This window comes from Ochrovirga pacifica, from assembly GCF_000220525.1.
GTDB classification, from domain to species: domain Bacteria; phylum Bacteroidota; class Bacteroidia; order Flavobacteriales; family Flavobacteriaceae; genus Ochrovirga; species Ochrovirga pacifica.
Map to the genome: position 1 here is coordinate 120,730 of NZ_AFPK01000029.1, position 22,987 is coordinate 143,716.

Consider the following 22,987-nt stretch of genomic DNA (forward strand, 5'->3'; position numbering starts at 1 on the left):
TTTTATTGAATGTTTTCTTTCTTTTCTTCTTTAAAAATAACCAAGCTACATAGTGCCCTTTTGGTTTTGTGGACTTGTATTGTTTATTTTTTATTTGCTTACCAAACCAACAGAACCGATTTTATACAAGTATTAACGCTGTACAGTTTGTTGTTTTTAAGCTTTGGTTTGTTGTATAATTATAGTGTGTTTCAGTTTAAAACTTTGCTTGGAGTTGGTCTTGTATTTCGTTTCTTATTATTGATAGCTCTTCCAAATTTATCAGATGATTTTTATCGTTTTATATGGGATGGCAGAGCTTTCATTCAAGGCATCAATCCATATTTAATTCTCCCTGAAAACAACCCTGATATCATTCAAGACGGAGCTTTGCTGTACAAAGGAATGGGACAAATGAATGGAAGTCACTATACTTGTTACCCTCCTTTAAATCAATTTGCTTTTGGGATTCCGGCTTTGCTAAAAAACAACAGTCTTTTGGCCAGTACAATTCTTATGAGACTTACACTAATTATTGCAGACCTCATCACCATATATTACGGAGTTAAATTGCTAAAATTGTTTAGCATAGCTCCCAAAAAAATACTTTTATATTTTCTTAATCCATTCATCATTTTAGAACTTACAGGAAACTTGCATTATGAGGGAATGATGTTGGCTTTTTTAAGTGCAAGTTTGTACTACCTTTTTTGTCAAAAAAACAATTTATCGGCTGTATTATTTGCTGGGGCTGTTTCTATCAAACTAATTCCCTTAATTTTTCTACCTGTTTTCTATAAAAAATTAGGACTAAAAAAAATAATTGTATATGCAATGCTTGTAGGTTTGGTAAACCTTTTGTTATTCCTTCCTTTTTTAAGTCAAGATTTAGTCACTAATTTTATGTCTAGCATCCATTTGTACTTTCAGAACTTTGAATTTAACGCTAGCATTTATTATATCGTAAGAGCTATCGGTTATCAAGTTAAGGGCTACAACATTATACAAAGTGTAGGAAGCGTAACTCCTTTTATTGTAATTGCTATTACGTTGGTATTGTCATTAATCCCCAAAAACAAGCACCACAAAACTTTAATGACCAGTATGCTTTGGGTGATTTGTTCTTATTATTTTTTATCGAGTATTGTACACCCTTGGTACATAACCATTCCTTTATTTTTAAGTCTATTTACTCGATTCAGATTTCCTATACTTTGGTCTTTTGTAATTATCTTTAGCTACAGTGCCTATACAAATGCTAGTTACCAAGAAAACTTGTGGTGGGTTAGTTTAGAATATACACTTTTGTTTTTTTGTTTGATGATGGAACTTTTTAACTGGAAAATATTTTCTAAATTCAAAACATGAAAATCGTTAGTGCCTGCTTGGCAAACATTCCCTGTAGATTTGATGGCAAAGCAAAACCCAATCAGCAAATTATAGAGTTAGTAGCACAAGGAAAAGCTATTACAGTTTGCCCCGAAGAATTAGGAGGCTTGTCTACACCTAGAATTTCTGCAGAAAAACTAGGAGACAAAATCATCAATAAAAACGGAGAAGATGTTACGCAACAATATCAAAATGGAGCTCTAAAAGCATTGAATATTGCTTTAGAAAATAAGTGTACAGAAGCCATTTTAAAATCTAAATCTCCTTCTTGTGGTTGTGGAAAAATTTACGATGGTACTTTTACAGGGCAATTGGTTCATGGAGATGGCGTATTTTGTAAGCTATTAAAAAAACATCATCTAAAGATCTTAACAGAAAAATCACTGAAAAGCAAGTAGAAAATACTCGCTTATTTTTCGTCAAAAAAAAATTAGTTATTTATCTTTGATAGATAATCAATAAAAACAATTATAAAATGGCATTTGAATTACCAAATTTACCGTATGCAACGGATGCATTAGAACCAAATATTGATGCGAAAACTATGGAAATACACCATGGAAAGCACCACGCAGCTTATACATCTAAATTGAACGCTGCTATTGAAGGAACAGACTTAGAAGGAAAATCTATTGAAGAAATCTTAGGCAACTTAGATATGAGCAATGGAGCTGTTCGTAACAACGGAGGTGGATTTTACAATCATAACTTGTTTTGGTCTGTAATGTCGCCTAACGGAGGAGGAGAACCTACAGGAGAATTGGCTGAAGCCATTAACAAAGCATTTGGATCTTTTGAGGAGTTTAAAACAGCTTTTTCTAACGCTGCTGCTACTCAGTTTGGATCTGGATGGGCTTGGTTATGTGTTGCCAAAGGTGGAGAAGTAAACGTTTGTTCTACTCCTAACCAAGACAACCCATTAATGCCAGGTGTTACTTGTGGTAACCAACCAATTTTAGGTTTGGATGTTTGGGAGCACGCATATTACTTAAACTACCAAAACAGAAGACCAGATTATATTGAAGCGTTCTTTAATGTAATTAACTGGGAAGCTGTTTCTGCAAATTATGCTGCTGCTAAATAATTAGCCAGTGTAACTTTATAGTTTATACAAAAAACACTCTCTGATATAGAGAGTGTTTTTTTGTTATGACAACTTTGCCTTTAAAGCTTTAATATCGTCTCTTAACTTAGCTGCAGTCATAAAGTCTAGTTCTTTAGCAGCTTTTTCCATTGCTCTTTGTTTTTCTCTTATTCGCTCTTCAAGAGCTGGTTTAGATAAGTAATCTAGATCTTCTTCTGCTGCTAAATTGTGCTGAATTTCTTCGTAATTAGTTCCTGAATTGTCAGTTAGGTTGTTTCCTAAATCTTTTTTTATTTGTGTAGGAGTAATACCGTGTTGCGTATTGTAAGCAATTTGTTTCTCTCTTCTTCGAGCCGTTTCATCAATGGTAAGCTGCATGCTTTTTGTAATTTTATCCGCATACATAATTGCCATTCCGTTTACATTTCTAGCAGCTCTACCAACGGTTTGTGTCAAAGATCTATGCGAACGTAAAAAACCTTCCTTATCGGCATCAATAATTGCTACTAAAGATACTTCGGGCAAATCAAGACCTTCACGTAGTAAGTTTACTCCTATCAATACATCAAACAAACCTTTGCGTAAATCTTGCATAATCTCTACTCGCTCTAAAGTATCTACATCAGAGTGAATGTAACGACATCGAACCTGTATTCGGGTTAAATACTTAGCTAGCTCTTCTGCCATACGTTTGGTTAGTGTGGTTACCAAGATTCGCTCATCTACTTCAATTCTTTTCTGAATTTCTTCAATCAAATCATCTATTTGGTTTTGACTAGGCCTTACTTCTATAATAGGGTCTAACAACCCTGTTGGTCTAATAACTTGTTCTACCACTACTCCACCCGATTTTTCTAACTCATACTCTGCAGGAGTAGCTGTTACATATATTACTTGATTTTGCAAAGCTTCAAACTCTTCAAACTTTAAAGGTCTGTTATCCATCGCTGCTGGTAGTCTAAAACCGTATTCTACTAAGTTTTCTTTTCTAGATCGATCGCCTCCGTACATGGCATGTGTTTGCGGTACGGTTACATGGCTTTCGTCTATAACCATTAAAAAATCTTCTGGAAAAAAATCTAACAAACAGAAGGGTCGTGTTCCTGGTTCACGACCATCTAAATAACGAGAATAGTTTTCAATTCCGCTACAGTAGCCTAGTTCACGAATCATCTCTAAATCAAACTCTGTGCGTTCTTTTAATCTTTTGGCTTCTAATGGTTTTCCTGTTTCTATAAAATAATCGTATTGTTTCATTAAATCCTCTTGAATTTGATGAATTGCATTTTGCAGAATTTCTGGTGAGGTTACAAATAAATTCGCCGGATAAATATCCAATCTATCAAAACGTTCTACCACCAATTGATTTTCTAAATCATACGATTCTATTTCTTCTATCTCGTCACCAAAAAAATGAATGCGATATGCATAATCTCCGTATGATGGAAACACGGTTACTGTATCTCCTTTTACTTTAAAATTTCCGCTTTTCATTTCCTCTTCTGTTCTTGCATACAAACTCTGTACTAGCTGATGCAAAAACTTAGTTCTACTAATTGTTTGGTCGACTTCTATAGAAATGACATTCTTTTTAAACTCCTGCGGATTTCCAATTCCGTACAAACAGGAAACTGAAGCAACAACCAATACATCTCGTCTACCAGATAGTAAAGCCGAAGAAGTACTTAATCGCAATCGTTCAATTTCATCGTTTATAGACAAATCTTTTTCTATATATACTCCTGTGGTAGGGATGTAAGCTTCAGGTTGATAATAGTCGTAATACGACACAAAATACTCTACAGAATTTTCTGGAAAAAAGTTTTTAAATTCTGAGTATAGCTGAGCTGCCAATGTTTTGTTGTGAGCTAATACTAAAGTAGGTTTGTTAACCTCTTGTACTACGTTGGCAACAGTAAATGTTTTTCCTGACCCTGTAACACCTAACAACGTTTGGTATTGTTCTCCGTTTTCTATTCCTTGAGACAATTCCTTAATAGCATTGGGCTGATCTCCTGTGGGAGTGTATTTAGATACGACTTTAAAATCCATACAACAAAATTACACAAAATGGTTTACAGAGCACCTTGTAACCTCCCGCTTGTATTGTTATTTAACTTATTGTTGTTGCTGCTGCTGCTGTTGCTGATTTTCTTCTTCAGCAGGTCGGATGTCTACAGAAACCTTTAATCGGCTTGCACCACTAGTATACAATACTCCTTTTAAGGGAGCTACGTCGTAATAGTCTCTTCCCCAAGCCACAATGATGTGTTGGTTTTTAGGAACTTGATTGTTGGTAGGATCAAAATCTACCCAACCAAATTCTGGTAAAAAAACAGAAAACCAAGCATGAGAGGCATCGGTACCAATCAACTTTTCTTTGCCAGGCGGTGGTAGTGTTTCTATATAGCCGCTTACATATCTGGCAGGTAATTTTACGGAACGTAAACACGCAATGGCCACGTGTGCAAAATCTTGACAAACTCCTTTTTTTTCTTTCATTACTTCCGAAATAGGAGTTGCTACGTTGGTAAAACTAGTGTTGAATTCAAAGTCTTTAAAAATACGTTCCATCAACTCATAAGTTGCCTCATAAACAGATCGGTTAGGTTGAAAAGATTGCTCTGCATATTCTTTAATGTTTTTATCAATGTCATGTAACAAAACAGAATCTAACTGAAATTGCCTGGCATCTAAAATTGCAGGTTCATAACCTTTTAACATAGCCAGTGTTTCTGTCAAAGTTCTGTTTTTTGCTTTCGGATGTACATCAATGTCTTTTTGTTGGGTATAGTCTCTACGTACCAAGCTTGTAGCCGTAACTTTTAATTGCTTGTGATGTTCTTGAATTGAAAAACGAGTAATGGTGTTCTTAAAAAAGTCTTCCCTTTCAGAAAACTCTGCTGGTTCTGGAGTAATTTCTAACTGATAATCTACCAAAGCTTGCCCCTTTATGTCCTTGGGTTTTAGAACAGCCATGTTGTGACAAAAGGTTACTCCCTCATCATAATTGTACACAGTGGTATGTATAACTCTGTAAAGCATCAGACTTCTATTTTTTGTTGTACCATTTGAGTTTGTTGATAGGTATGATCAAAATACGTCGTGGCAATTGCCAACGATGTTTCGTGTAGCAAATCACTTAATTCCGACAAAGTTTGCTCTAACAACTCTCGTTCTTTGTTCTCTGCATTAGGGATTAGCATTTTTTGCACATCTACTTGTTGAATAATTTCGCAAGCAAGTCCTATTTTTTCTTGACACATAGCAAATCCTAAAGTATTCTCTGGCACAGGCAATCGTTGAATGTCTTTTTGCATTCTTCTTAACTGATAATGTAGCGATTTCTTAAACTCTCTATCTAACATAATCAGATTGATCACATTCTCCGTACTTAGATAAGATTGATAGCTATATCGATAAATATTAAGACTTTCGTGACTGTTTAGCAACGATTCTAAAATTTGATAGTTCATTTGTTCTTCAAAATCAAAAACAATCATAGATCTAAATTTGGCTATATTCATAGAAGCTTGTTCCATTTGCAGGCCAATAAAATAGAGAATCAATCCCTGATTTACCATAATACTTTCTTCTATCAAAGCCATAAAAGCAACCAATCTAGTAATGGTTCTATCCAAAATACGAATTAGACTATTGATAGAATGTTGTTTATTGGTATCAATATCTCTCCACAACTTTTTAATGCTCTCAAACACTCTCCAAATGTCCTTAGACCACAAATTTCTTAGTCCATAATACGAGTTGTTAAAGCTCTGTAAAGTTTGTGCCAATGTTCCAATGCGATTTTTATCTAAAATTACCGACTGCAATTCTTTTAACGGATTTTTTAATTTGGTTTCGCTTCCCTGTTCTACAAACCCAGGAAAAGTAGAAGTAATATTGGTTACTGTTTTAAACAAATGCACCAGTATTTCTGTATCCATTCGTTTGGTATTGTAGTGTTCATTGTTCATGTTCTCTAGCACCATCCTCAAATACCTAGACGTTATAAGAGCACGTCCTAAATACCTACCAGACCAAAATAAATTTTCGGCCGTATTACTTGGCAAATCATTAATATTGGCTGCTCCTAAATTTTTGTTGATAGAAAAAACAGGTGGAGGCAATGCTTCTTTTTGATCGCTTACGACCCAACAATCTTTACTAATTCCACCTCTTTGATTGGACACACGCAATTCTTTTCGTTCTGAAGCTACCCTTACCAAACCTCCCTGCATTACAGAATAGCCGCCAGCACTGTTTGCAATGCTAAACGTTCTACAAAGCACGTTTCTTGGTTCTAACTTGCCCTTGTGGTAATTTGGTGCTGATGAAAAAGAAATTTTTTCTTGAGCTACAAATCGATATGGATGCTTATTGATCTCTATTGTTAGAGCATTTAGTTCTCCTTCTGATAAAAATTCGCAGAAATAAATACTTTCTCTATTAGATCTGTCAATTCTTTTTACTACATAATTTTTTAGGTTCTTTAGAACAAAATCTTTTTCTTTTTGCTGACCACACCACCATGATGCAATCTGTGGTAGAATTAAATCTTCTTTAAAATAATAATTACAAATAGCATTCATAAAAGGAGTCAGTCCAGAGTTTTCTATCACTCCGCTACCCACTGGATTTACAATAACTACTTTCTGATTTCTAACCACTTCTAACAAACCGGCAACTCCCAAGTAAGAATCCTCTCTTAGTTCTAACGGATCTACAAACACATCATCTACTCGTCTTAAAATTACGTCTACTTTTTTTAATCCTTTAAGGGATTTGATCCACACATATCCATTTCTAACAATTAAATCGTTTCCTTTTACCAAAGGATACCCTAACAAGGTAGACAAGTATGCGTGTTCAAAATAAGTTTCGTTATGGGGTCCTGGAGTTAAAATTACCACATTGCTATTTTCTTCTTCTGATGGAGAAGCTTCCATAAGCATTTGGTTGAATTCTTTTAAAAAATCAGACAACACTTTTACGTGGATGTTTTGAAACAAATCTGAAGCAATTCTTCTTGTAGTAATTCTATTTTCTAAAGCATATCCCATTCCAGACGGAGCTTGGGTTCTGTCATTTACAATCCACATTCTTCCGTCGGGGCCTCTAGACAATTCTGCCGAGTAAACCATTAAATTCTTTTGTGTAGGATATTGTATTTGATCACATTGTCTTAAAAAACCACGGTGTTCAAAAATCACTTCTGGGGGAATGATTTTGTTCAAAATCAATTCTCTTTTTCCATAAATATCCTTCAGTACTAAGTTAAGCAACTCGGCTCTTTGCTGAATTCCTTTCTCTATAAACTTCCATTCATTTTCATGAATCACAAAAGGAACCGCATTCAACTCCCACGGTCTGTTTAATCCATTAGGTTCGTTGTATACGTTGTATGTTACCCCATTTTCTGCCATCAACCAGTTGATTTCTCTTTGCAAATCTTCTAGTTTTTGCATCCCAATAGCAGAAATGTTGGATAACAAAGGTTGCCAATTAGAGTTTATTCCCTTATTGGGCTTTAATACCTCATCGTAGCTTTTAATTTCTGCTACGTAAGATGTTAGTAATTTATTGGAATCATCTATCATTTACGATGTTCTATTTTTTACGCAAATCTAAGGTATTTGGAAATTCTGGATCAACAGGAATGGTAATATATGTATATTCTCCTTTCTTTTTTTGTTCTTGAATTGTAGCGGCTTGTACTTCTCTTTCTTCTTGAAGCGTATTCCTTTCAAAAGAACCGCTTGTTGTAGGTCGTGTTTCTCCTATATTCCAAAATCTATTGATTCTTCTAGACTCCGCTTCTAGGGTATTTACTGGGAATGTTTCATAAGACCTACCTCCTGGATGAGTTACAAAGTATTTACATCCTCCAATAGATTTTTTGTTCCAAGTATCTACAACGTCAAAAGCCAAAGGAGTATCTACTCCAATAGTAGGATGTAAGGCTGAATACGGATTCCATGCCTTGTATCTAATTCCAGCTACATATTCTCCCTTTATAGAAGTTGGCTGTAACTGAACTTTAACCCCATTACAGGTTAGCACATACCTTTCGTTTACAAAATTACTTACCTTAACTTGCAATCTTTCTAAAGAAGAATCTACATAACGAGCAGTTCCTCCTCCTGTCATTTCTTCACCCAATACATTCCACGGCTCTATTCCTGCTCTTAATTCTAAATGAATATCATTGATATCAACCATTCCATGCAATGGAAATCTAAACTCAAAGAAGGGATCAAACCAGCTTTCTTCAAACTCGTATCCTGCCTCGTTTAGTTGTTCTACAATATCTTTAATATCTTCTCTTACAAAATGTTCTATTAAAAATTTATCATGCAATTGTGTTCCCCATCGAACTAAATTGTGCTCGTAAGGTTCTTTCCAAAACCAAGCAACAAGGGTTCTAACCAAAAGCATTTGTACCAAACTCATTTGCGGATGTGGTGGCATATCAAACCCTCTTAACTCCAAAATTCCCAACCTTCCTGAAGAAGAATCTGGCGAATACATTTTATCGATACAAAATTCTGCTCTGTGTGTATTTCCTGTAAGGTCTGTTAGCAAATGTCTAAACAAACGATCTGTTAACCAATACGGAACCTCTCCTCCTTTAGGAATTTGGCTAAAAGCAATTTCTAACTCGTATAAATTTTCCATCCTAGCTTCGTCTATTCTTGGTGCTTGGCTAGTTGCTCCTACAAATGCTCCAGAAAACAAATAAGACAAACTAGGATGATGTTGCCAAAAGGTTAATAAGCTTCTTAACAAGCTAGGCTTTCTTAGCAAAGGGCTATCTGACGGAGTAACTCCTCCTAAAGTTACATGATTTCCACCACCTGTTCCCGTATGTTTTCCATCAATCATAAATTTTTTGGTTCCTAAACGAACCTGCTTTGCTTCATCGTACAAAGTCATGGTATTGTTTACCAAATCTTTCCAGGTTTTGGTAGGATGCACGTTAACTTCTATTACTCCTGGATCTGGAGTAATCTTCATAGATTCTATTCTGTTATCGTGCGGTGGATTGTACCCTTCTATAATTACAGGAACGTTCAATTTTTTAGCTGTAGCTTCTATAGAAGCCATCAAATCTAAAAAATCATCAATTGTGTTAAACGGAGGTAAAAACAAATACAGTTTGTCTTCTCTTATTTCAGTACACAAAGCTGTTTTTACAAAATACCTTGGCTTTTTGTTATCAAGTCCGTTTTCTTTAAAGTCTTTATAACGTTCTTTTACCAACTTTTGATAGTTTGGTAAAGGATTGTTTTCTTTAAACAAATCAGGTTGATAAAATGGAAACACACCATAGTCAGGGTCTGATAATAGAGATTCTAAAGGCAATCTTAACCCTACGGGAGATGTACCTGGGGTTAAAAACAAGTTTTTACGTCTAAACGACCACTGGCTTGTAAACCATTTTTCTTGATGTCTATTTAAAGGCAATACATATCCTACAGCTTTATGTGTTCCTCTCTCTAAAATTTCCGCAATTCTTTTTCGAATCAGTTCCTCACTATTTTCTTTAGATATATCAATATCTGCAGGAAGCTGTCCTTCTTCCCACAACATATAAAAAGCATCTTCGTAAGCTGGGTTTATGTGTGATTTGTCTATGTTTAAATAATCACACAAGATTTCCATAAATTTTTTATCTGTACCTTTTGGTACCTTTGGATTGTCTGAAAAAGACGATAATAGCTTTTCGTTTTCCCAAATTACTTTTCCGTCTTTTCTCCAATAAATTTGTATTTCCCATCTTGGTAAAGGTTCTCCTGGGTACCATTTTCCTTGTGCGTGATGCAACATGCCTCCTTTACCAAATTTATGCAACAAACGCTCGGTTAAATCATTTGCCAACTTTCTTTTGTGTGCTCCATCGGCATCTGTATTCCATTGTTCAGACTCCATGTCGTCTATAGAAATAAACGTAGGCTCACCTCCCATAGTCAAACGAACATCACCTTCTTGTATGTCTTTTTCTACTTTATTACCCAACGCATCAATCGCTTTCCATTGCTCTTCTGTGTATGGCTTGGTATCTCTTGGCGACTCTAAAATTCGAGTCACTGAATTCTCAAACTCAAATTCTACCTCACATTTATCCGAAGCTCCTGTAACTGGGGCTGCACTTGCGTAATGTGGGGTACACGACAAAGGAATGTGACCCTCTCCTGCTAACAAACCTGATGTTGCATCAAAACCAATCCACCCAGCACCTGGTAAATAAATTTCTGCCCAAGCATGCAAATCTGTAAAATCTTGTTCAGGTCCTGAAGGTCCATCTAGCGATTTTTCATCAGCGGTAAGCTGTACAATGTATCCTGATACAAATCTGGCTCCAAAGCCTAAATGTCTTGCTACTTGTACTAGCAACCACGCATAATCTCTACAAGATCCTGTTTTTAGTTGTATGGTTTCTTCACAAGTTTGTACGCCTGGTTCCATACGGATATTGTATTTTAAGAACTCATTTATTTTTCTATTGATATCTATTAAAAAGTAAATGGTCTTTCTAGGCGTAAAATCAATCGATTTGATAAAATCTATTAACAAAGGCCCTTTGTCGTTAATTTCTAAATAAGGAAGCAGTTCTTTTTTAACCTCTTCTGTGTATTTAAAAGGGAATTCTTCTACACTTTCTTCTACAAAAAAATCAAATGGATTGATAGTTTTTAAATCTGCTACAATCTCTACATCAATAGATAGTTCTTTGGTTTTTTCAGGAAAAACAACCCTTGCCTGATAGTTTCCAAAAGGATCTTGTTGCCAATTAAAAAAATGTTCTTCTGGTTGTATTTTTAACGAATAAGATTCTATTGGTGTTCTACTATGCGGTGCGGGTCTTAATCTAAATATATGTGGAGATAAACTTACCGAGCGATCATACTTGTACTTGGTTTTGTGAGATATTACAACTTTCAATGCCATTTTTTATTGTTTTTATAGTTGCTTCTTTACAAGCAATTCTTGGGTATCATAGTTAGACTAAATTACTAAAATTCCTGTATGAAATTAGACCAATTTTTATCACTAGAAAGAATTAATAACATGTTCATTTTCAAACAATATCGTTTACGTTTTCTTAACATTAATACGCTTTTATTCCCTAATATTTTACTAGTATTAGTATAAAAAAGAGATGCTTAATGAAACTATTAAAATTGTCTATTTTAATAAGTAAAACTATAGGTTTAAACAAAGGGTACAGACAGCATTTTACGTATCTTAATGTGTTTTTTAGCAGTAATAGAACAGGTATAAAAACAGAGAAACTACACGCAAATGGGAACATTACATTCAATTGTAATCTTTAACTTTCATGATATAAAAAATTAAAAATGACTGAGTATAAAGAATTACCTATTTTTTCATCTTACGATCTTAACGACAGGTTCTATGATGAGATATTTACCAAAGACAAAAAGGTGAGGTCTATTTACGAAACCTTATTTAATTTATTTAGTGAATATAAAATTGACGACTTCCAATTACTAAACGAGAAAGCCAAAGCTTCTTTTTTAAATCAGGGAATTACTTTTCAGGTTTATGGAGCAAAAGAAATTAAAGAAAAAGTTTTTCCTTTTGACTTGTTTCCAAGAATAATTTCTGCCGACGAATGGGAACATTTAGAAGCCGGTGCACTGCAAAGAAGTGTAGCCCTTAACTTATTTTTAAAAGATTTATATCACGAAAAACTTATCATAAAAGAAGGGGTAGTTCCTATAGAACTCATCAACTCTTCTGCCAATTATTTAAAACAAATGGAAGGCCTAAAACCTCCTGGCGGAATTTATAATCATATTTCAGGTACCGATTTAATCAAACACAATGACGGTAATTATTATGTGCTAGAAGACAACATAAGATGTCCTTCGGGTGTAAGCTACGTAATAAGCAACAGAGCTGCTCTAAAAAGAACTTTGTACGGTGCTTTTAATCATTATCCAGCTTATACTGTAGATAATTATGCCGAAAATTTATTGACCATTATGCAGTCGGTAAAACCTACAGGAGTAGATAACCCTACTTGTGTTGTTATTACTCCAGGAATTTATAATTCTGCATATTACGAGCACTCCTACTTAGCCAAAGCCATGGGAATAGAACTGGTAGAAGGAAGAGATTTGTTTACAGAAAATGATTTTGTATACATGAAAACTATTTATGGACCTAAAAAAGTTGATGTTATTTACAGAAGAATAGATGATGCCTTTATAGATCCGATGGAATTTAACCCTGATAGTGTTCTTGGAGTTAAAGGCTTGTTTAAATCTTATAAAAAGGGAAATGTTTGTTTGGTAAACGCACCAGGAACAGGAGTGGCAGACGACAAAGCTATTTATACTTATATGCCTCAAATTATAAAATACTATTTAGGCGAAGATCCTATTTTAAATAATGTACACACTTACCATTGCAGCAACTCTAAAGAGCTAGATTACGTGCTAAATAACATTGCCAATTTGGTTATTAAACCTGTAGATGAATCTGGTGGATATGGTATCTCTATCGGAAATAAATTGAGCAAAGAGGAGATTGAAAAAGTAAAAGAAGTAATTAAAGAAAATCCTCGAAAATACATAGCGCAACCTATCATGTCGCTATCTACCCACGCCACTTATATTGATGAAGAACAAAATTTTGAACCTAGACACATAGACCTTAGAACATTTACTTTATTAGGACAAGACAAACAGTTTGTATTGAAAGGAGGGCTAACACGTGTAGCTTTAAAAAGAGGAAATTTAATTGTAAACTCTTCTCAAGGAGGAGGATCTAAGGATACTTGGGTCTTAAAAAAATAAGAAAATATGCTAGCTAGAGTTGCCAATAATCTATTTTGGATGGGAAGGTATTTGGAGCGAACAGAGCACATTGCTCGTTTTATGAATGTAAACTACTTCTCTTCTTTAGATGCTCCCAGCGAAGTTTCGCAATCCAGAAATTTTGTATTAAAATCTATCTTATTTCTTGTAAGTGGAGAAATAGCCGAGGACAAGAATGTAACGGATGAAAAAAAAGTATTGTATGATGTTGGATTAAATCCCGATAATGACTTTTCTATACTTAATTGTTTTAAGTGTGCCAGAGAAAATGCAAGCGGCTCTAGAGACTTGCTTTCTACAGAGCTTTTTGAGTCTATTAACAGCTTACACCACTACATTACCAACTATCCAAGCGAACATTTTGTTGCCAATGGCCTAGACGAATTTACATCAGCAGTGTCTAGAGGAATTATTTTGCTACGTGGTAAAATTATTGAGACCCTTATTCACGACGAAGCTTTTGCCATTATTTCATTGGGAATGAATTTAGAAAGAGCCTCTCAGGTAATCCGAATCATCAACACCAAATATGTGGATGCCAAATCATCAAAAACAGAATTCCACAATAGTTTTACCAATAGCTTCGAGTGGACCACACTGCTAAAGTCCATTCAGTCTTTTGACATGATGAAACGCTATTATAAAAAAGCACCGACTAGTGCTGACACATTAGACTTTTTAATTCTAAACCCAAGCTGTCCTCGTTCTGTAATGAGTAGTTTAAATAGTGCTGCCAAATACATAAAGATATTAACAAAAAATGAAAAAAGAGACAGTTCCTCTTTTTTAATCAATAAAATTAGATGCGAATATAGTTACACTTCTATTGATGAAATTGAAGGACGTTTTGCAGATTTTATTGAAGAAATAATAGATAAAATTACTGAAATCAGTATCCGAATAGAAGAAGAATTTTTTAGCTATTAAATCTTATAACCAATACTATCTTTCTCCCACTTTTAAAACTCAAAGGACTATTAGCCTTTGAGTTTTTTTTAATTATATATGTTTGATATAATCGTCTAATTGTTGTTGGTTCATTTGTACTATTCTCCAATCTTCAAAAATATCAGCACCAGAATTTTTATAAAATTCAACTGCGGGTGTGTTCCAGTTCAATACCGCCCACTCTACCCTACGCACCTGTAGTTGATGAGCATACTTTAAGACTTCATTGTACAACAATCTCCCAACCCCCTTACCTCTTGCATCTTCTTTTACAATTAAATCTTCTAAATGAATCGTTTTTCCTTTCCAGGTAGAATAACGGTAATAGAACAAGGCCATACCCAATACTTTCTCATTATTTTCTGCAATAAAGACTTCAAATTTTGGTTGCTCTCCAAAACCATCTTCTTCTAAATCTTGAACTGTAATTTCTACAGCTTCTGGTTCTTTTTCAAACACAGCCAATTCTTGTATTAAACTATAAATGGTGGGCACATCTTTACGTTTTGCTTTTCTAATGGTATAATTCATTCTTTTCTAATTTAACATGTATTCTTATTCAAAAAATAGATTTTTTCTAGATAAAGTACGAAAGTTAACAAAAAAGCCTTCCTAAAAAGGAAGGCTTTGCTTTATTTTGATATTTTGTGGTAAAAATTATCTTTTTACTTTAAAAGCTTTGTCTTGTGGGTAGTAAGCTACCTCTCCTAATTCTTCTTCAATTCTTAACAATTGGTTATATTTAGCCATACGGTCAGAACGAGAAGCAGATCCAGTTTTAATTTGTCCTGTGTTTAAAGCAACTGCTAAATCAGCAATAGTATTGTCTTCAGTTTCTCCAGAACGGTGAGACATTACAGAAGTGTAACCAGCGTTGTGAGCCATGTTTACAGCTGCAATAGTTTCAGTTAAAGTACCAATTTGGTTTACTTTAATTAAGATAGAGTTTGCAGTATTAGATTCAATACCTGTAGACAAACGCTCAACGTTAGTTACAAATAAATCGTCTCCTACTAATTGCACTTTACCTCCAACTAGCTCAGTTAAGTACTTCCATCCATCCCAGTCATTTTCGTCCATACCATCTTCTATAGAGATAATAGGGTACTTCTCACACAATTCAGCTAAGTATTCAGCTTGTTCTTTAGAAGTTCTTACAGCACCAGATTCTCCTTCAAATTTAGCGTAGTTGTATTTTCCTTCTTCATAAAACTCAGCAGAAGCGCAGTCTAGTGCCAACATTACTTCATTTCCTGGTTTGTAACCAGCTTTTTCAATAGCAGCCAATACAGTCTCAATAGCATCTTCTGTTCCGTCAAAAGTAGGAGCAAATCCTCCTTCATCACCAACTGCTGTAGACAAGTTACGTCCGTGTAAGATTTTTTTCAAATTATGGAAAATTTCAGTTCCCATTTGCATTGCATGCGTAAAGTTCTCTGCTTTCACAGGCATAATCATAAACTCTTGAAATGCGATAGGAGCATCAGAGTGAGATCCACCGTTTACAATGTTCATCATAGGAACAGGTAAAGTATTAGCAGAAACCCCACCTACATAGCGGTACAAAGGCATTTCTAATTCGTTAGCAGCAGCTTTAGCAACCGCTAAAGAAACACCTAAAATAGCGTTAGCTCCTAATTTAGCTTTGTTAGCAGTTCCATCTAATTCGATCATTGCTTTGTCGATAGCATTTTGTTCAAAAACAGAATACCCTATCAATTCTTCTGCAATTACAGTGTTTACGTTGTTAACAGCATTTAACACACCTTTACCCATGTATTTATCACCACCGTCTCTTAACTCTACTGCTTCGTGTTCTCCTGTAGAAGCTCCAGAAGGTACAGCAGCTCTTCCTAATACACCGTTTTCGGTAACTACATCAACTTCTACAGTTGGGTTACCTCTTGAATCCAAAATTTGTCTTGCATGAATGTTAACTATAACGCTCATAAGTTTATGATTTAAAATTATTATTATTAAAGTTTATGCTGTGCAAGATACACAACATGTAAAATGAAAAGTACAATAAAATTGAATTGTTTCGAAAACCTATTCGTTAACAATGTACTTGGTTGAAGATAAAAAAAGGCAGTGAAAAATCACTGCCTTTTAAATTATTTAAAGTTGTTAGATACATCTCCTGTTCCGGATGAATAACTAATCTTTAAAGCATTTACTTCAATTAACTGATCTTTAATATCAGAAACAGTACCAACATTTGTTTTGATATCTGCTTTGATAGAAGTAACCATTGCTTTTTGCTCTTCAGCATCGTGTTTATCTCTTTCTGAGTAGATAAAGTTAGTGACATCGTTTACAGTTGAAATTTTATCATTTAACTGTATTTTGTCTCCTTTTCCTCCAGATGCATCTTTTGCTTTACCAACATAGATTGTACTAACCAAGCTTTTATGTTCTAACTTTTTTACCTCTGTTGCACTAGGCAATTTTGGTGCTTTAATTAAAAGTGTAGTTTCACGCATGGTCGTAGCAACCATAAAGAAGAATAAAAGCATAAATACAATATCTGGTAAGGCTGCTGTGTTTACAGCAGGCACATCTTTTTTCTTTTTTCCAAACTTTGACATACGCTTCTAATTATTTAATTGGTTTTGCATCGGCTAAAATCTCTGGGTAAGCTTTCTTTACCTTTTCGATTGCAGCTTTTACATCTAAATTTTCTTTATCAGCTTTCTGAATTTTTAACAAGTCTTCGTAAGATAAACCTCTATACTTTCCTGTTAAATATTTTCTTGCATATCTATTTCTTAATTCTGTATACGCAGCCAACAATTCATTTTGTACAGAAATATACATTCCGTAAGAAGTTGTTTGTGCTGTTTGAACAGAAATAATTGCCTTTGCGGGATGCTCTGAAGAAGACTCCTCTTTTGCTCCTTCACAGTAATCACAAATTTTTCCTTCTGCACTTCTTCCTGCACCGTTGTCTATAAAATCAATAGCCATTTGTCTTACGTCTGTAATCTTAGCGGGCTCGTCTTCTATTAACAATTCGTCAAAACGGTTGATGTTTACCTCAAAGATATTTCTTTGTTTAACATCGGGTTTTGGTGCATTTGGATCTGGTTTTTCAGGTAATTTTCTAAAGACACCCGAATCGGTATCCATAGTAGTTGTTACCAAGAAAAAGATAAGTAGCAAGAAAGCAATATCTGCCATAGAACCTGCATTGATTTCTGGTATATCTCTCTTTGCCATATCTGTTTATTATTATTTAATTGCTGATTTAATTCCTCCAAATCCTACTGCTGCTAAGGCAATAGCTCCTAAATACACACTGTAGTTAATAATGGTACTTATTAATTTTGAAGTTGATCCTGCCTCTCCACCTTCTAATACCTGTCCTTGAACGTCAAGTACAGCAGCATCAGATGCAGTGACATAAGCAATTACATAAACAATAGCTAAAAAGACAACATTGATTGCAATCTTTTTCAAATCTTCTGGAGATTTGAAAATGTTAACTACAGCAAATACTACAGTTATTGCACCTGCAATGTATAGCAACCATGCTGAAAACTCAACCATTGGGCTTACACTACCTGCTACAGCATCTTCATCTGCGGTTAATACACCTGCAAATAAAACGATACCAATAATCGCAATAACTAGTATTACAGCAGTTAATATTTTTGATAAATTACTACTCATAATACTTCTTATTTTTTGTATTTCACTAATAAATCGATTAAAGAAATAGATGCATCTTCCATTTTGTTTACAATGCTATCTACTTTTGCAATGATGATATTGTAGAAAATCTGTAAGATAATTGCTACAACCAATCCAAATACAGTAGTTAATAAGGCTACTTTAATACCTCCTGCTACTACAGCTGGGTTAATATCCCCTGCTACTTGAATTGCATCAAACGCATCAATCATACCAATAACTGTTCCCATGAACCCTAACATTGGTGCCAATGCGATAAATAAAGACAACCAAGAGATGTTTTTCTCTAACAATCCCATTTGAACTCCTCCGTAACCAACTACAGCTTTTTCAGCAGCATCGATTCCCTCAGTAGATCTGTCTAAACCTTGGTAAAAAATAGAAGCGATAGGCCCTTTTGTATTTCTACAAATGTCTTTAGCTGCCTCAACTCCTCCAGAAGCTAATGCTTCGTCTACTTTTGCTACTAATTTCTTCGTGTTAGTAGTTGCTAAGTTTAAATAAATAATTCTTTCAATTGCAATTGCCAATCCTAAGATTAATGCAACCAATACAATCCCCATAAATCCAGCACCCCCTTCAATAAAACGTTGCTTTAAAATCTGGTGAAAAGTTGCTTCAGCTTCTGGTTGAGCTTCTTCAACAACTGGAGCTTCTTCTTGTGGCTCTTCAGCTACAGTTTCGGTTGCTGCTACGCTTGTAGAGTCTACAGTAGCTTCTTCTTCTTGTGCAAATGCATTTGAAGTTCCTAAAAACATTAATCCTGCAATAGCTAGGATACTAAAAACTTTTTTCATTTCTATTCTAATTAAATACTATTAATGATAATTGATAAACGATGAGCAAGTAACAAAAAAATGTTTACTTTAAAAAATATTCTATCATTAAATATTCTTAACATTATTATCACTCTCCTCTCAATGATTCTTCAAAGAAAGCTTGAAATTGTTGACAATTTAGCTCTTTTGTTGATAAGTATAATGCCTTTGCCAATGCGGACTCTGTTGTTAATTTACCTCCGTTTGCAAATCCTAAAGATTCGGATACCAAACTGGATGCGTACCTTCCTAATTGAATTCCACCCCTTAAGCACTGAGTTACAATTACTACTCTAAATCCTTTAGAAATTTTTTCTTTAAAAAGCTGTTTTAATTCCATATCAAAGTCGGGTAAATTACCTGCTCCAAACACTTCTAAAACGATACCATCTAAAATATTTAATTCTAAAATTTTCTTTAAATAATTATTACTATTAAATGGATTTAATTTAAAAATAGCGAACTCTGCTTCTATTTTTTTTTGAATTTTAAACTCCATTTTTGACAAATCTATCTCTCTTTTGTTAGGATTTGGAGCAATATAAGCTTCTAAATTCTGTGTTTCAACCTTGGTAGATAGCACTGCACGCCTCCATTGATGATGAAAATAGATTCCAACTTCGTTTAAAAACTGCTGATTTAGCAATCCTAAAACAGCTTCTTTTAGATTGTCTTTACTATCAGATTTTTCTGAGAGTAACGGTAACTGCCCTCCTGTAAATACAATGGGTTTAGACAGTCCTTCTGTACAATAGCTTAGCAAAGAACTAACATAAGCCATAGTATCTGTTCCCATCAAAATTAAAAAAGCATCAAAATAATGATACTCTTGTTCTACCATCAAGGCCAATTCGCTAAATCTTTCTTTGGTAAAATCTGAAGAGTCTATAGGTGTCTTTGTACTAAAAAATGAAATGTTTTTCTTAGAAAACTCTTGCATTACAAATTTCTGAATCGCTTCTATACCTCTTGGTTGCAGAGAATTACTTATTGGATCTTTTTCCATACCAATAGTTCCTCCTGTGTAAATAATTGCTATTTTCATACAAATGAAACTAATAAAAAAATGAGAGCTTTAAAAGCTCTCATTTTCTAATTTATGTATATACTCTTTTTTTAAGATACAGCTGGTTTTTCTATCACGAAGTCTTCCATAAACTTAGTTGTATAGTTTCCTGCAACATAATCAGGATGGTCCATTAGCTGACGATGAAAAGGAATGGTTGTTTTAATTCCTTCAATAATAAACTCATCCAAAGCTCTTTTCATTTTTCCGATTGCTTCTTCTCTAGTTTGTGCAGTACAAATTAACTTTGCAATCATAGAGTCGTAGTTTGGCGGAATGGTATAACCTGCATATACGTGTGTATCCAATCGAACTCCGTGTCCTCCTGGTGCATGAAAAGAAGTTATTCTTCCTGGAGCTGGTCTAAATCCATTAAAAGGATCTTCGGCATTAATTCTACACTCTATAGAATGTAACTTTGGATAATAATTTTTACCCGAAATTGGAATTCCTGCAGCTACCGATATTTGTTCACGAATTAAGTCGTAATCTACTACTTCTTCAGTAATAGGGTGTTCTACTTGAATACGTGTATTCATTTCCATAAAGTAAAAGTTTCTATGTTTGTCTACCAAAAACTCTACTGTACCTGCTCCTTCGTATTTAATATATTCTGCGGCTGCAACAGCTGCTTTTCCCATTGCCTCTCTTAACTCATCGGTCATAAAAGGAGAAGGTGTTTCTTCTGTTAACTTTTGATGACGTCGTTGTACAGAACAATCTCTTTCTGATAAGTGACATGCTTTACCAAATGCATCACCTACAACTTGGATTTCGATATGTCTTGGCTCTTCAATTAGCTTTTCCATATACATATCATTGTTTCCAAAAGCAGCTTTTGATTCCATTCTAGCAGAATCCCAAGCATCTTTTAAATCTTCTGGTTTCCAAACAGCACGCATTCCTTTTCCTCCACCTCCGGCAGAAGCTTTTAACATTACTGGATACCCTACTTCTACAGCCAATTTTTCACATTGTTCAAAATCCTGAATGACTCCTTCACTTCCAGGCACACATGGCACACCAGCAGCAATCATAGTAGATTTAGCATTGGCTTTATCTCCCATTTTATTAATCATTTCTGGAGAGGCTCCAATAAATTTAATATCATGATCTTGACAAAGTTTAGAAAACTTAGCATTTTCTGATAAAAAACCGTATCCTGGATGAATTGCATCAGCATTGGTAATTTCTGCTGCCGCAATAATATTTGCCATTTTTAAGTAAGAGTCTGTACTTGGTGCTGGTCCTATACAAACTGCTTCGTCAGCAAAACGTACATGCAAACTTTCTGCATCTGCAGTTGAATATACTGCTACCGTTTTAATCCCCATTTCTCTACATGTTCTAATCACACGCAAAGCAATCTCACCTCTGTTGGCTATTAATATCTTTTTAAACATTTGTTACTTTTTAGAAAATTTGTACTTAGACTTTAACTAAATCTATTTCTTAAGATGGATCTACCAAAAATAATGGTTGTCCAAACTCTACTGGAGTACTATCTTCTACTAAAACTTTTACAATTTTACCTGAAACTTCAGATTCAATTTCATTAAACAACTTCATCGCTTCAATCACACAAACAATTGAGTCTGGTTGAACGTTATCTCCTACCTCTACAAACAATGGTTTATCTGGAGATGGTTTTCTATAAAATGTACCGATCATTGGTGAAGTAATGGTTACATATTTAGAGTTCTCATCATTAGATGCAGGTGCTGCTGGTGTTGCTTCAGCTGCTGCAGGAGCTTGTGTCGAAGCTACAGGTGTAGGTGCTGCTGCCATAGGCATAGGTGCCGCTTGGTGCAAAATGGTAGTTTCTGTTTTACCATCTGCTGCTCCTGTTTTAATGGTTATTTTAACATCTTCCATTTCTAACTTTACTTCGTTTGCTCCAGACTTAGCAACGAATTTTATCAAATTTTGAATGTCCTTTAATTCCATAATCAATAGATAATTAAGTAAGTGTTGTTTTTATAATTTATACTGTATGCATCTTTTAAGAGTTGTACGCCCATTTTAAATAAATAGACCCCCAGGTAAATCCTCCTCCAAAAGCTGCAAATAGGATATTATCTCCTTTTTTTAATTGCTTTTCGTAATCTGCCAGCAGTAGTGGTAAAGTTCCAGAGGTTGTGTTTCCGTAATTTTGAATATTCATCATTACTTTTTCTTTATCCAGTCCTACTCTGTTTGCTGTGGCATCAATAATTCTTGTGTTTGCTTGGTGTGCTGCTAACCAATTAATATCATCTTTGGTTAGGTTGTTTCTTTGCATAATTTGCTCGGCTGCATTTGCCATATTAGATACTGCGTATTTAAATACAGTTCTACCTTCTTGTCTTATAAAGTGTTGTTTGTTGTCTACTGTTTCGTGGCTTGCTGGTAAAAGTGAACCTCCTGCTTCCATTTTCAAGAATTCTCTTCCTACACCATCACTTCGTAAATATTCATCTTGTAATCCTAAGCCTTCTTCATTAGGTTCAAAAAGTGCAGCTCCTGCACCGTCTCCAAAGATAATACATGTCGTTCTATCTTCGTAATCTATGATAGAAGACATTTTATCCGCTCCTATAATCAATACTTTCTTATACCTTCCCGATTCTATATAAGCTGCTGCTGTAGACATTGCATACAAAAAACTAGAACAAGCTGCTTGTAAGTCGTAACCAAATGCATTGGTAGCTCCAATTTCTGTAGCCACGTAAACGGCTGTAGAGGCAACATTCATGTCTGGAGTAGCTGTTCCTACCAAAACCAAATCTATTTCTTTAGGATCTAATCCTTTTTTCTGAATTAAATCTTCTGCAGCTTTAATTGCCAAATAAGATGTTGGTTTGTTTTTATCTTTTAAAATTCTACGTTCTTTAATACCTGTTCGGGTAGTAATCCATTCGTCATTGGTGTCAACAATTGTTTCTAACTCCTTATTAGTTAACACATAATCAGGAACGTATTTTCCAACAGCTGTAATCGCAGCACTTATTTTTGCCATAAAATGATTGTTAAGAAATCTTTAACCAAAATCGTGAGCCAAAGTAATAAAATTTATTTCTAAATGAAGATTAAAAAAGCTCCTTTTTTTGTTTTCTTTAATTGAATTTAACAAAGAAACCCTCATAAAATGAGGGTTTTATAAAATATATAACAGAGATAT

At 34.6% G+C, this 22,987-nt stretch carries 19 protein-coding genes; 5 read left to right on the forward strand and 14 right to left on the reverse strand.

What is annotated here, in order from left to right:
- Positions 1-9: 9 nt before the first annotated feature.
- The 3 genes from FS85_RS0105215 to FS85_RS0105225 all read left to right on the forward strand — a co-directional run bounded on the left by FS85_RS0105215 (position 10) and on the right by FS85_RS0105225 (position 2,452).
- Positions 10-1,347 carry a glycosyltransferase family 58 protein gene (locus FS85_RS0105215; RefSeq protein ID WP_010135036.1) on the forward strand — a complete coding sequence of 446 codons (1,338 nt, stop codon included), beginning with the start codon at positions 10-12 and terminating at the stop codon, positions 1,345-1,347.
- The gene (locus FS85_RS0105220; protein ID WP_010135037.1) at positions 1,344-1,766 is read left to right on the forward strand and encodes a DUF523 domain-containing protein; all 423 of its coding nucleotides are present in this window, start codon (positions 1,344-1,346) and stop codon (positions 1,764-1,766) included. Before FS85_RS0105215 ends, FS85_RS0105220 begins: the two co-directional genes overlap by 4 nt.
- Positions 1,767-1,843: 77 nt before the next feature.
- Positions 1,844-2,452, forward strand: a complete 609-nt coding sequence (locus tag FS85_RS0105225) for a superoxide dismutase (RefSeq protein ID WP_010135038.1) — start codon at positions 1,844-1,846, stop codon at positions 2,450-2,452.
- Positions 2,453-2,515: 63 nt separating this feature from the next.
- Here the strand turns inward: FS85_RS0105225 and uvrB are convergent, their stop codons facing one another.
- The 4 genes from uvrB to FS85_RS0105245 form a co-directional block, all read right to left on the reverse strand.
- Positions 2,516-4,504 carry an excinuclease ABC subunit UvrB gene (uvrB, locus tag FS85_RS0105230; protein ID WP_010135039.1) on the reverse strand — a complete coding sequence of 663 codons (1,989 nt, stop codon included), beginning with the start codon at positions 4,502-4,504 and terminating at the stop codon, positions 2,516-2,518.
- A gap of 66 nt (positions 4,505-4,570) precedes the next feature.
- Positions 4,571-5,497: a transglutaminase family protein gene (locus FS85_RS0105235; RefSeq protein WP_010135040.1), complete on the reverse strand. Its 927-nt coding sequence runs from the start codon at positions 5,495-5,497 to the stop codon at positions 4,571-4,573.
- Positions 5,497-8,052: a circularly permuted type 2 ATP-grasp protein gene (locus FS85_RS0105240; RefSeq protein WP_010135041.1), complete on the reverse strand. Its 2,556-nt coding sequence runs from the start codon at positions 8,050-8,052 to the stop codon at positions 5,497-5,499. The genes FS85_RS0105235 and FS85_RS0105240 overlap by 1 nt, the downstream gene beginning before the upstream one ends.
- A 10-nt stretch (positions 8,053-8,062) precedes the next feature.
- Positions 8,063-11,404: a transglutaminase family protein gene (locus FS85_RS0105245; RefSeq protein ID WP_010135043.1), complete on the reverse strand. Its 3,342-nt coding sequence runs from the start codon at positions 11,402-11,404 to the stop codon at positions 8,063-8,065.
- 410 nt (positions 11,405-11,814) lie between these two features.
- Here FS85_RS0105245 and FS85_RS0105250 point away from each other — a divergent pair, with 410 nt between their 5' ends.
- Both FS85_RS0105250 and FS85_RS0105255 read left to right on the forward strand, forming a co-directional pair.
- Positions 11,815-13,281, forward strand: a complete 1,467-nt coding sequence (locus tag FS85_RS0105250; protein ID WP_010135044.1) for a circularly permuted type 2 ATP-grasp protein — start codon at positions 11,815-11,817, stop codon at positions 13,279-13,281.
- A 6-nt stretch (positions 13,282-13,287) separates the two neighbouring features.
- A complete protein-coding gene (locus FS85_RS0105255) occupies positions 13,288-14,229 on the forward strand; it encodes an alpha-E domain-containing protein (RefSeq protein WP_010135045.1) in 942 nt (313 codons plus the stop codon).
- Between the two features lie 72 nt (positions 14,230-14,301).
- Here the strand turns inward: FS85_RS0105255 and FS85_RS0105260 are convergent, their stop codons facing one another.
- From FS85_RS0105260 to FS85_RS0105305, 10 genes are all read right to left on the reverse strand, one after another.
- Positions 14,302-14,781, reverse strand: coding sequence for a GNAT family N-acetyltransferase (locus FS85_RS0105260; protein WP_010135046.1), 480 nt, complete (start codon positions 14,779-14,781; stop codon positions 14,302-14,304).
- Positions 14,782-14,907: 126 nt separating this feature from the next.
- On the reverse strand, positions 14,908-16,200 hold the full coding sequence (eno, locus tag FS85_RS0105265) for a phosphopyruvate hydratase (RefSeq protein WP_010135047.1): 1,293 nt from the start codon (positions 16,198-16,200) through the stop codon (positions 14,908-14,910).
- 164 nt (positions 16,201-16,364) lie between these two features.
- Positions 16,365-16,838 (reverse strand): ExbD/TolR family protein, encoded by a 474-nt coding sequence (locus tag FS85_RS0105270; protein WP_010135048.1) that lies wholly within the window; start codon positions 16,836-16,838, stop codon positions 16,365-16,367.
- 10 nt (positions 16,839-16,848) lie between these two features.
- Positions 16,849-17,469, reverse strand: a complete 621-nt coding sequence (locus FS85_RS0105275) for an ExbD/TolR family protein (RefSeq protein WP_010135049.1) — start codon at positions 17,467-17,469, stop codon at positions 16,849-16,851.
- A gap of 12 nt (positions 17,470-17,481) precedes the next feature.
- Positions 17,482-17,922, reverse strand: coding sequence for a hypothetical protein (locus FS85_RS0105280; protein WP_010135050.1), 441 nt, complete (start codon positions 17,920-17,922; stop codon positions 17,482-17,484).
- Positions 17,923-17,930: 8 nt separating this feature from the next.
- Complete coding sequence (locus FS85_RS0105285; RefSeq protein WP_010135052.1) at positions 17,931-18,740, reverse strand: MotA/TolQ/ExbB proton channel family protein; 810 nt, start codon at positions 18,738-18,740, stop codon at positions 17,931-17,933.
- 109 nt (positions 18,741-18,849) lie between these two features.
- On the reverse strand, positions 18,850-19,806 hold the full coding sequence (locus FS85_RS0105290; protein ID WP_010135053.1) for an asparaginase domain-containing protein: 957 nt from the start codon (positions 19,804-19,806) through the stop codon (positions 18,850-18,852).
- 71 nt (positions 19,807-19,877) lie between these two features.
- Complete coding sequence (gene accC / locus FS85_RS0105295; RefSeq protein ID WP_010135054.1) at positions 19,878-21,230, reverse strand: acetyl-CoA carboxylase biotin carboxylase subunit; 1,353 nt, start codon at positions 21,228-21,230, stop codon at positions 19,878-19,880.
- Between the two features lie 49 nt (positions 21,231-21,279).
- Positions 21,280-21,774 carry an acetyl-CoA carboxylase biotin carboxyl carrier protein gene (gene accB, locus FS85_RS0105300; protein ID WP_010135055.1) on the reverse strand — a complete coding sequence of 165 codons (495 nt, stop codon included), beginning with the start codon at positions 21,772-21,774 and terminating at the stop codon, positions 21,280-21,282.
- A 55-nt stretch (positions 21,775-21,829) separates the two neighbouring features.
- On the reverse strand, positions 21,830-22,825 hold the full coding sequence (locus tag FS85_RS0105305) for a beta-ketoacyl-ACP synthase III (protein ID WP_010135056.1): 996 nt from the start codon (positions 22,823-22,825) through the stop codon (positions 21,830-21,832).
- Between the last annotated feature and the right edge of the window lie 162 nt (positions 22,826-22,987).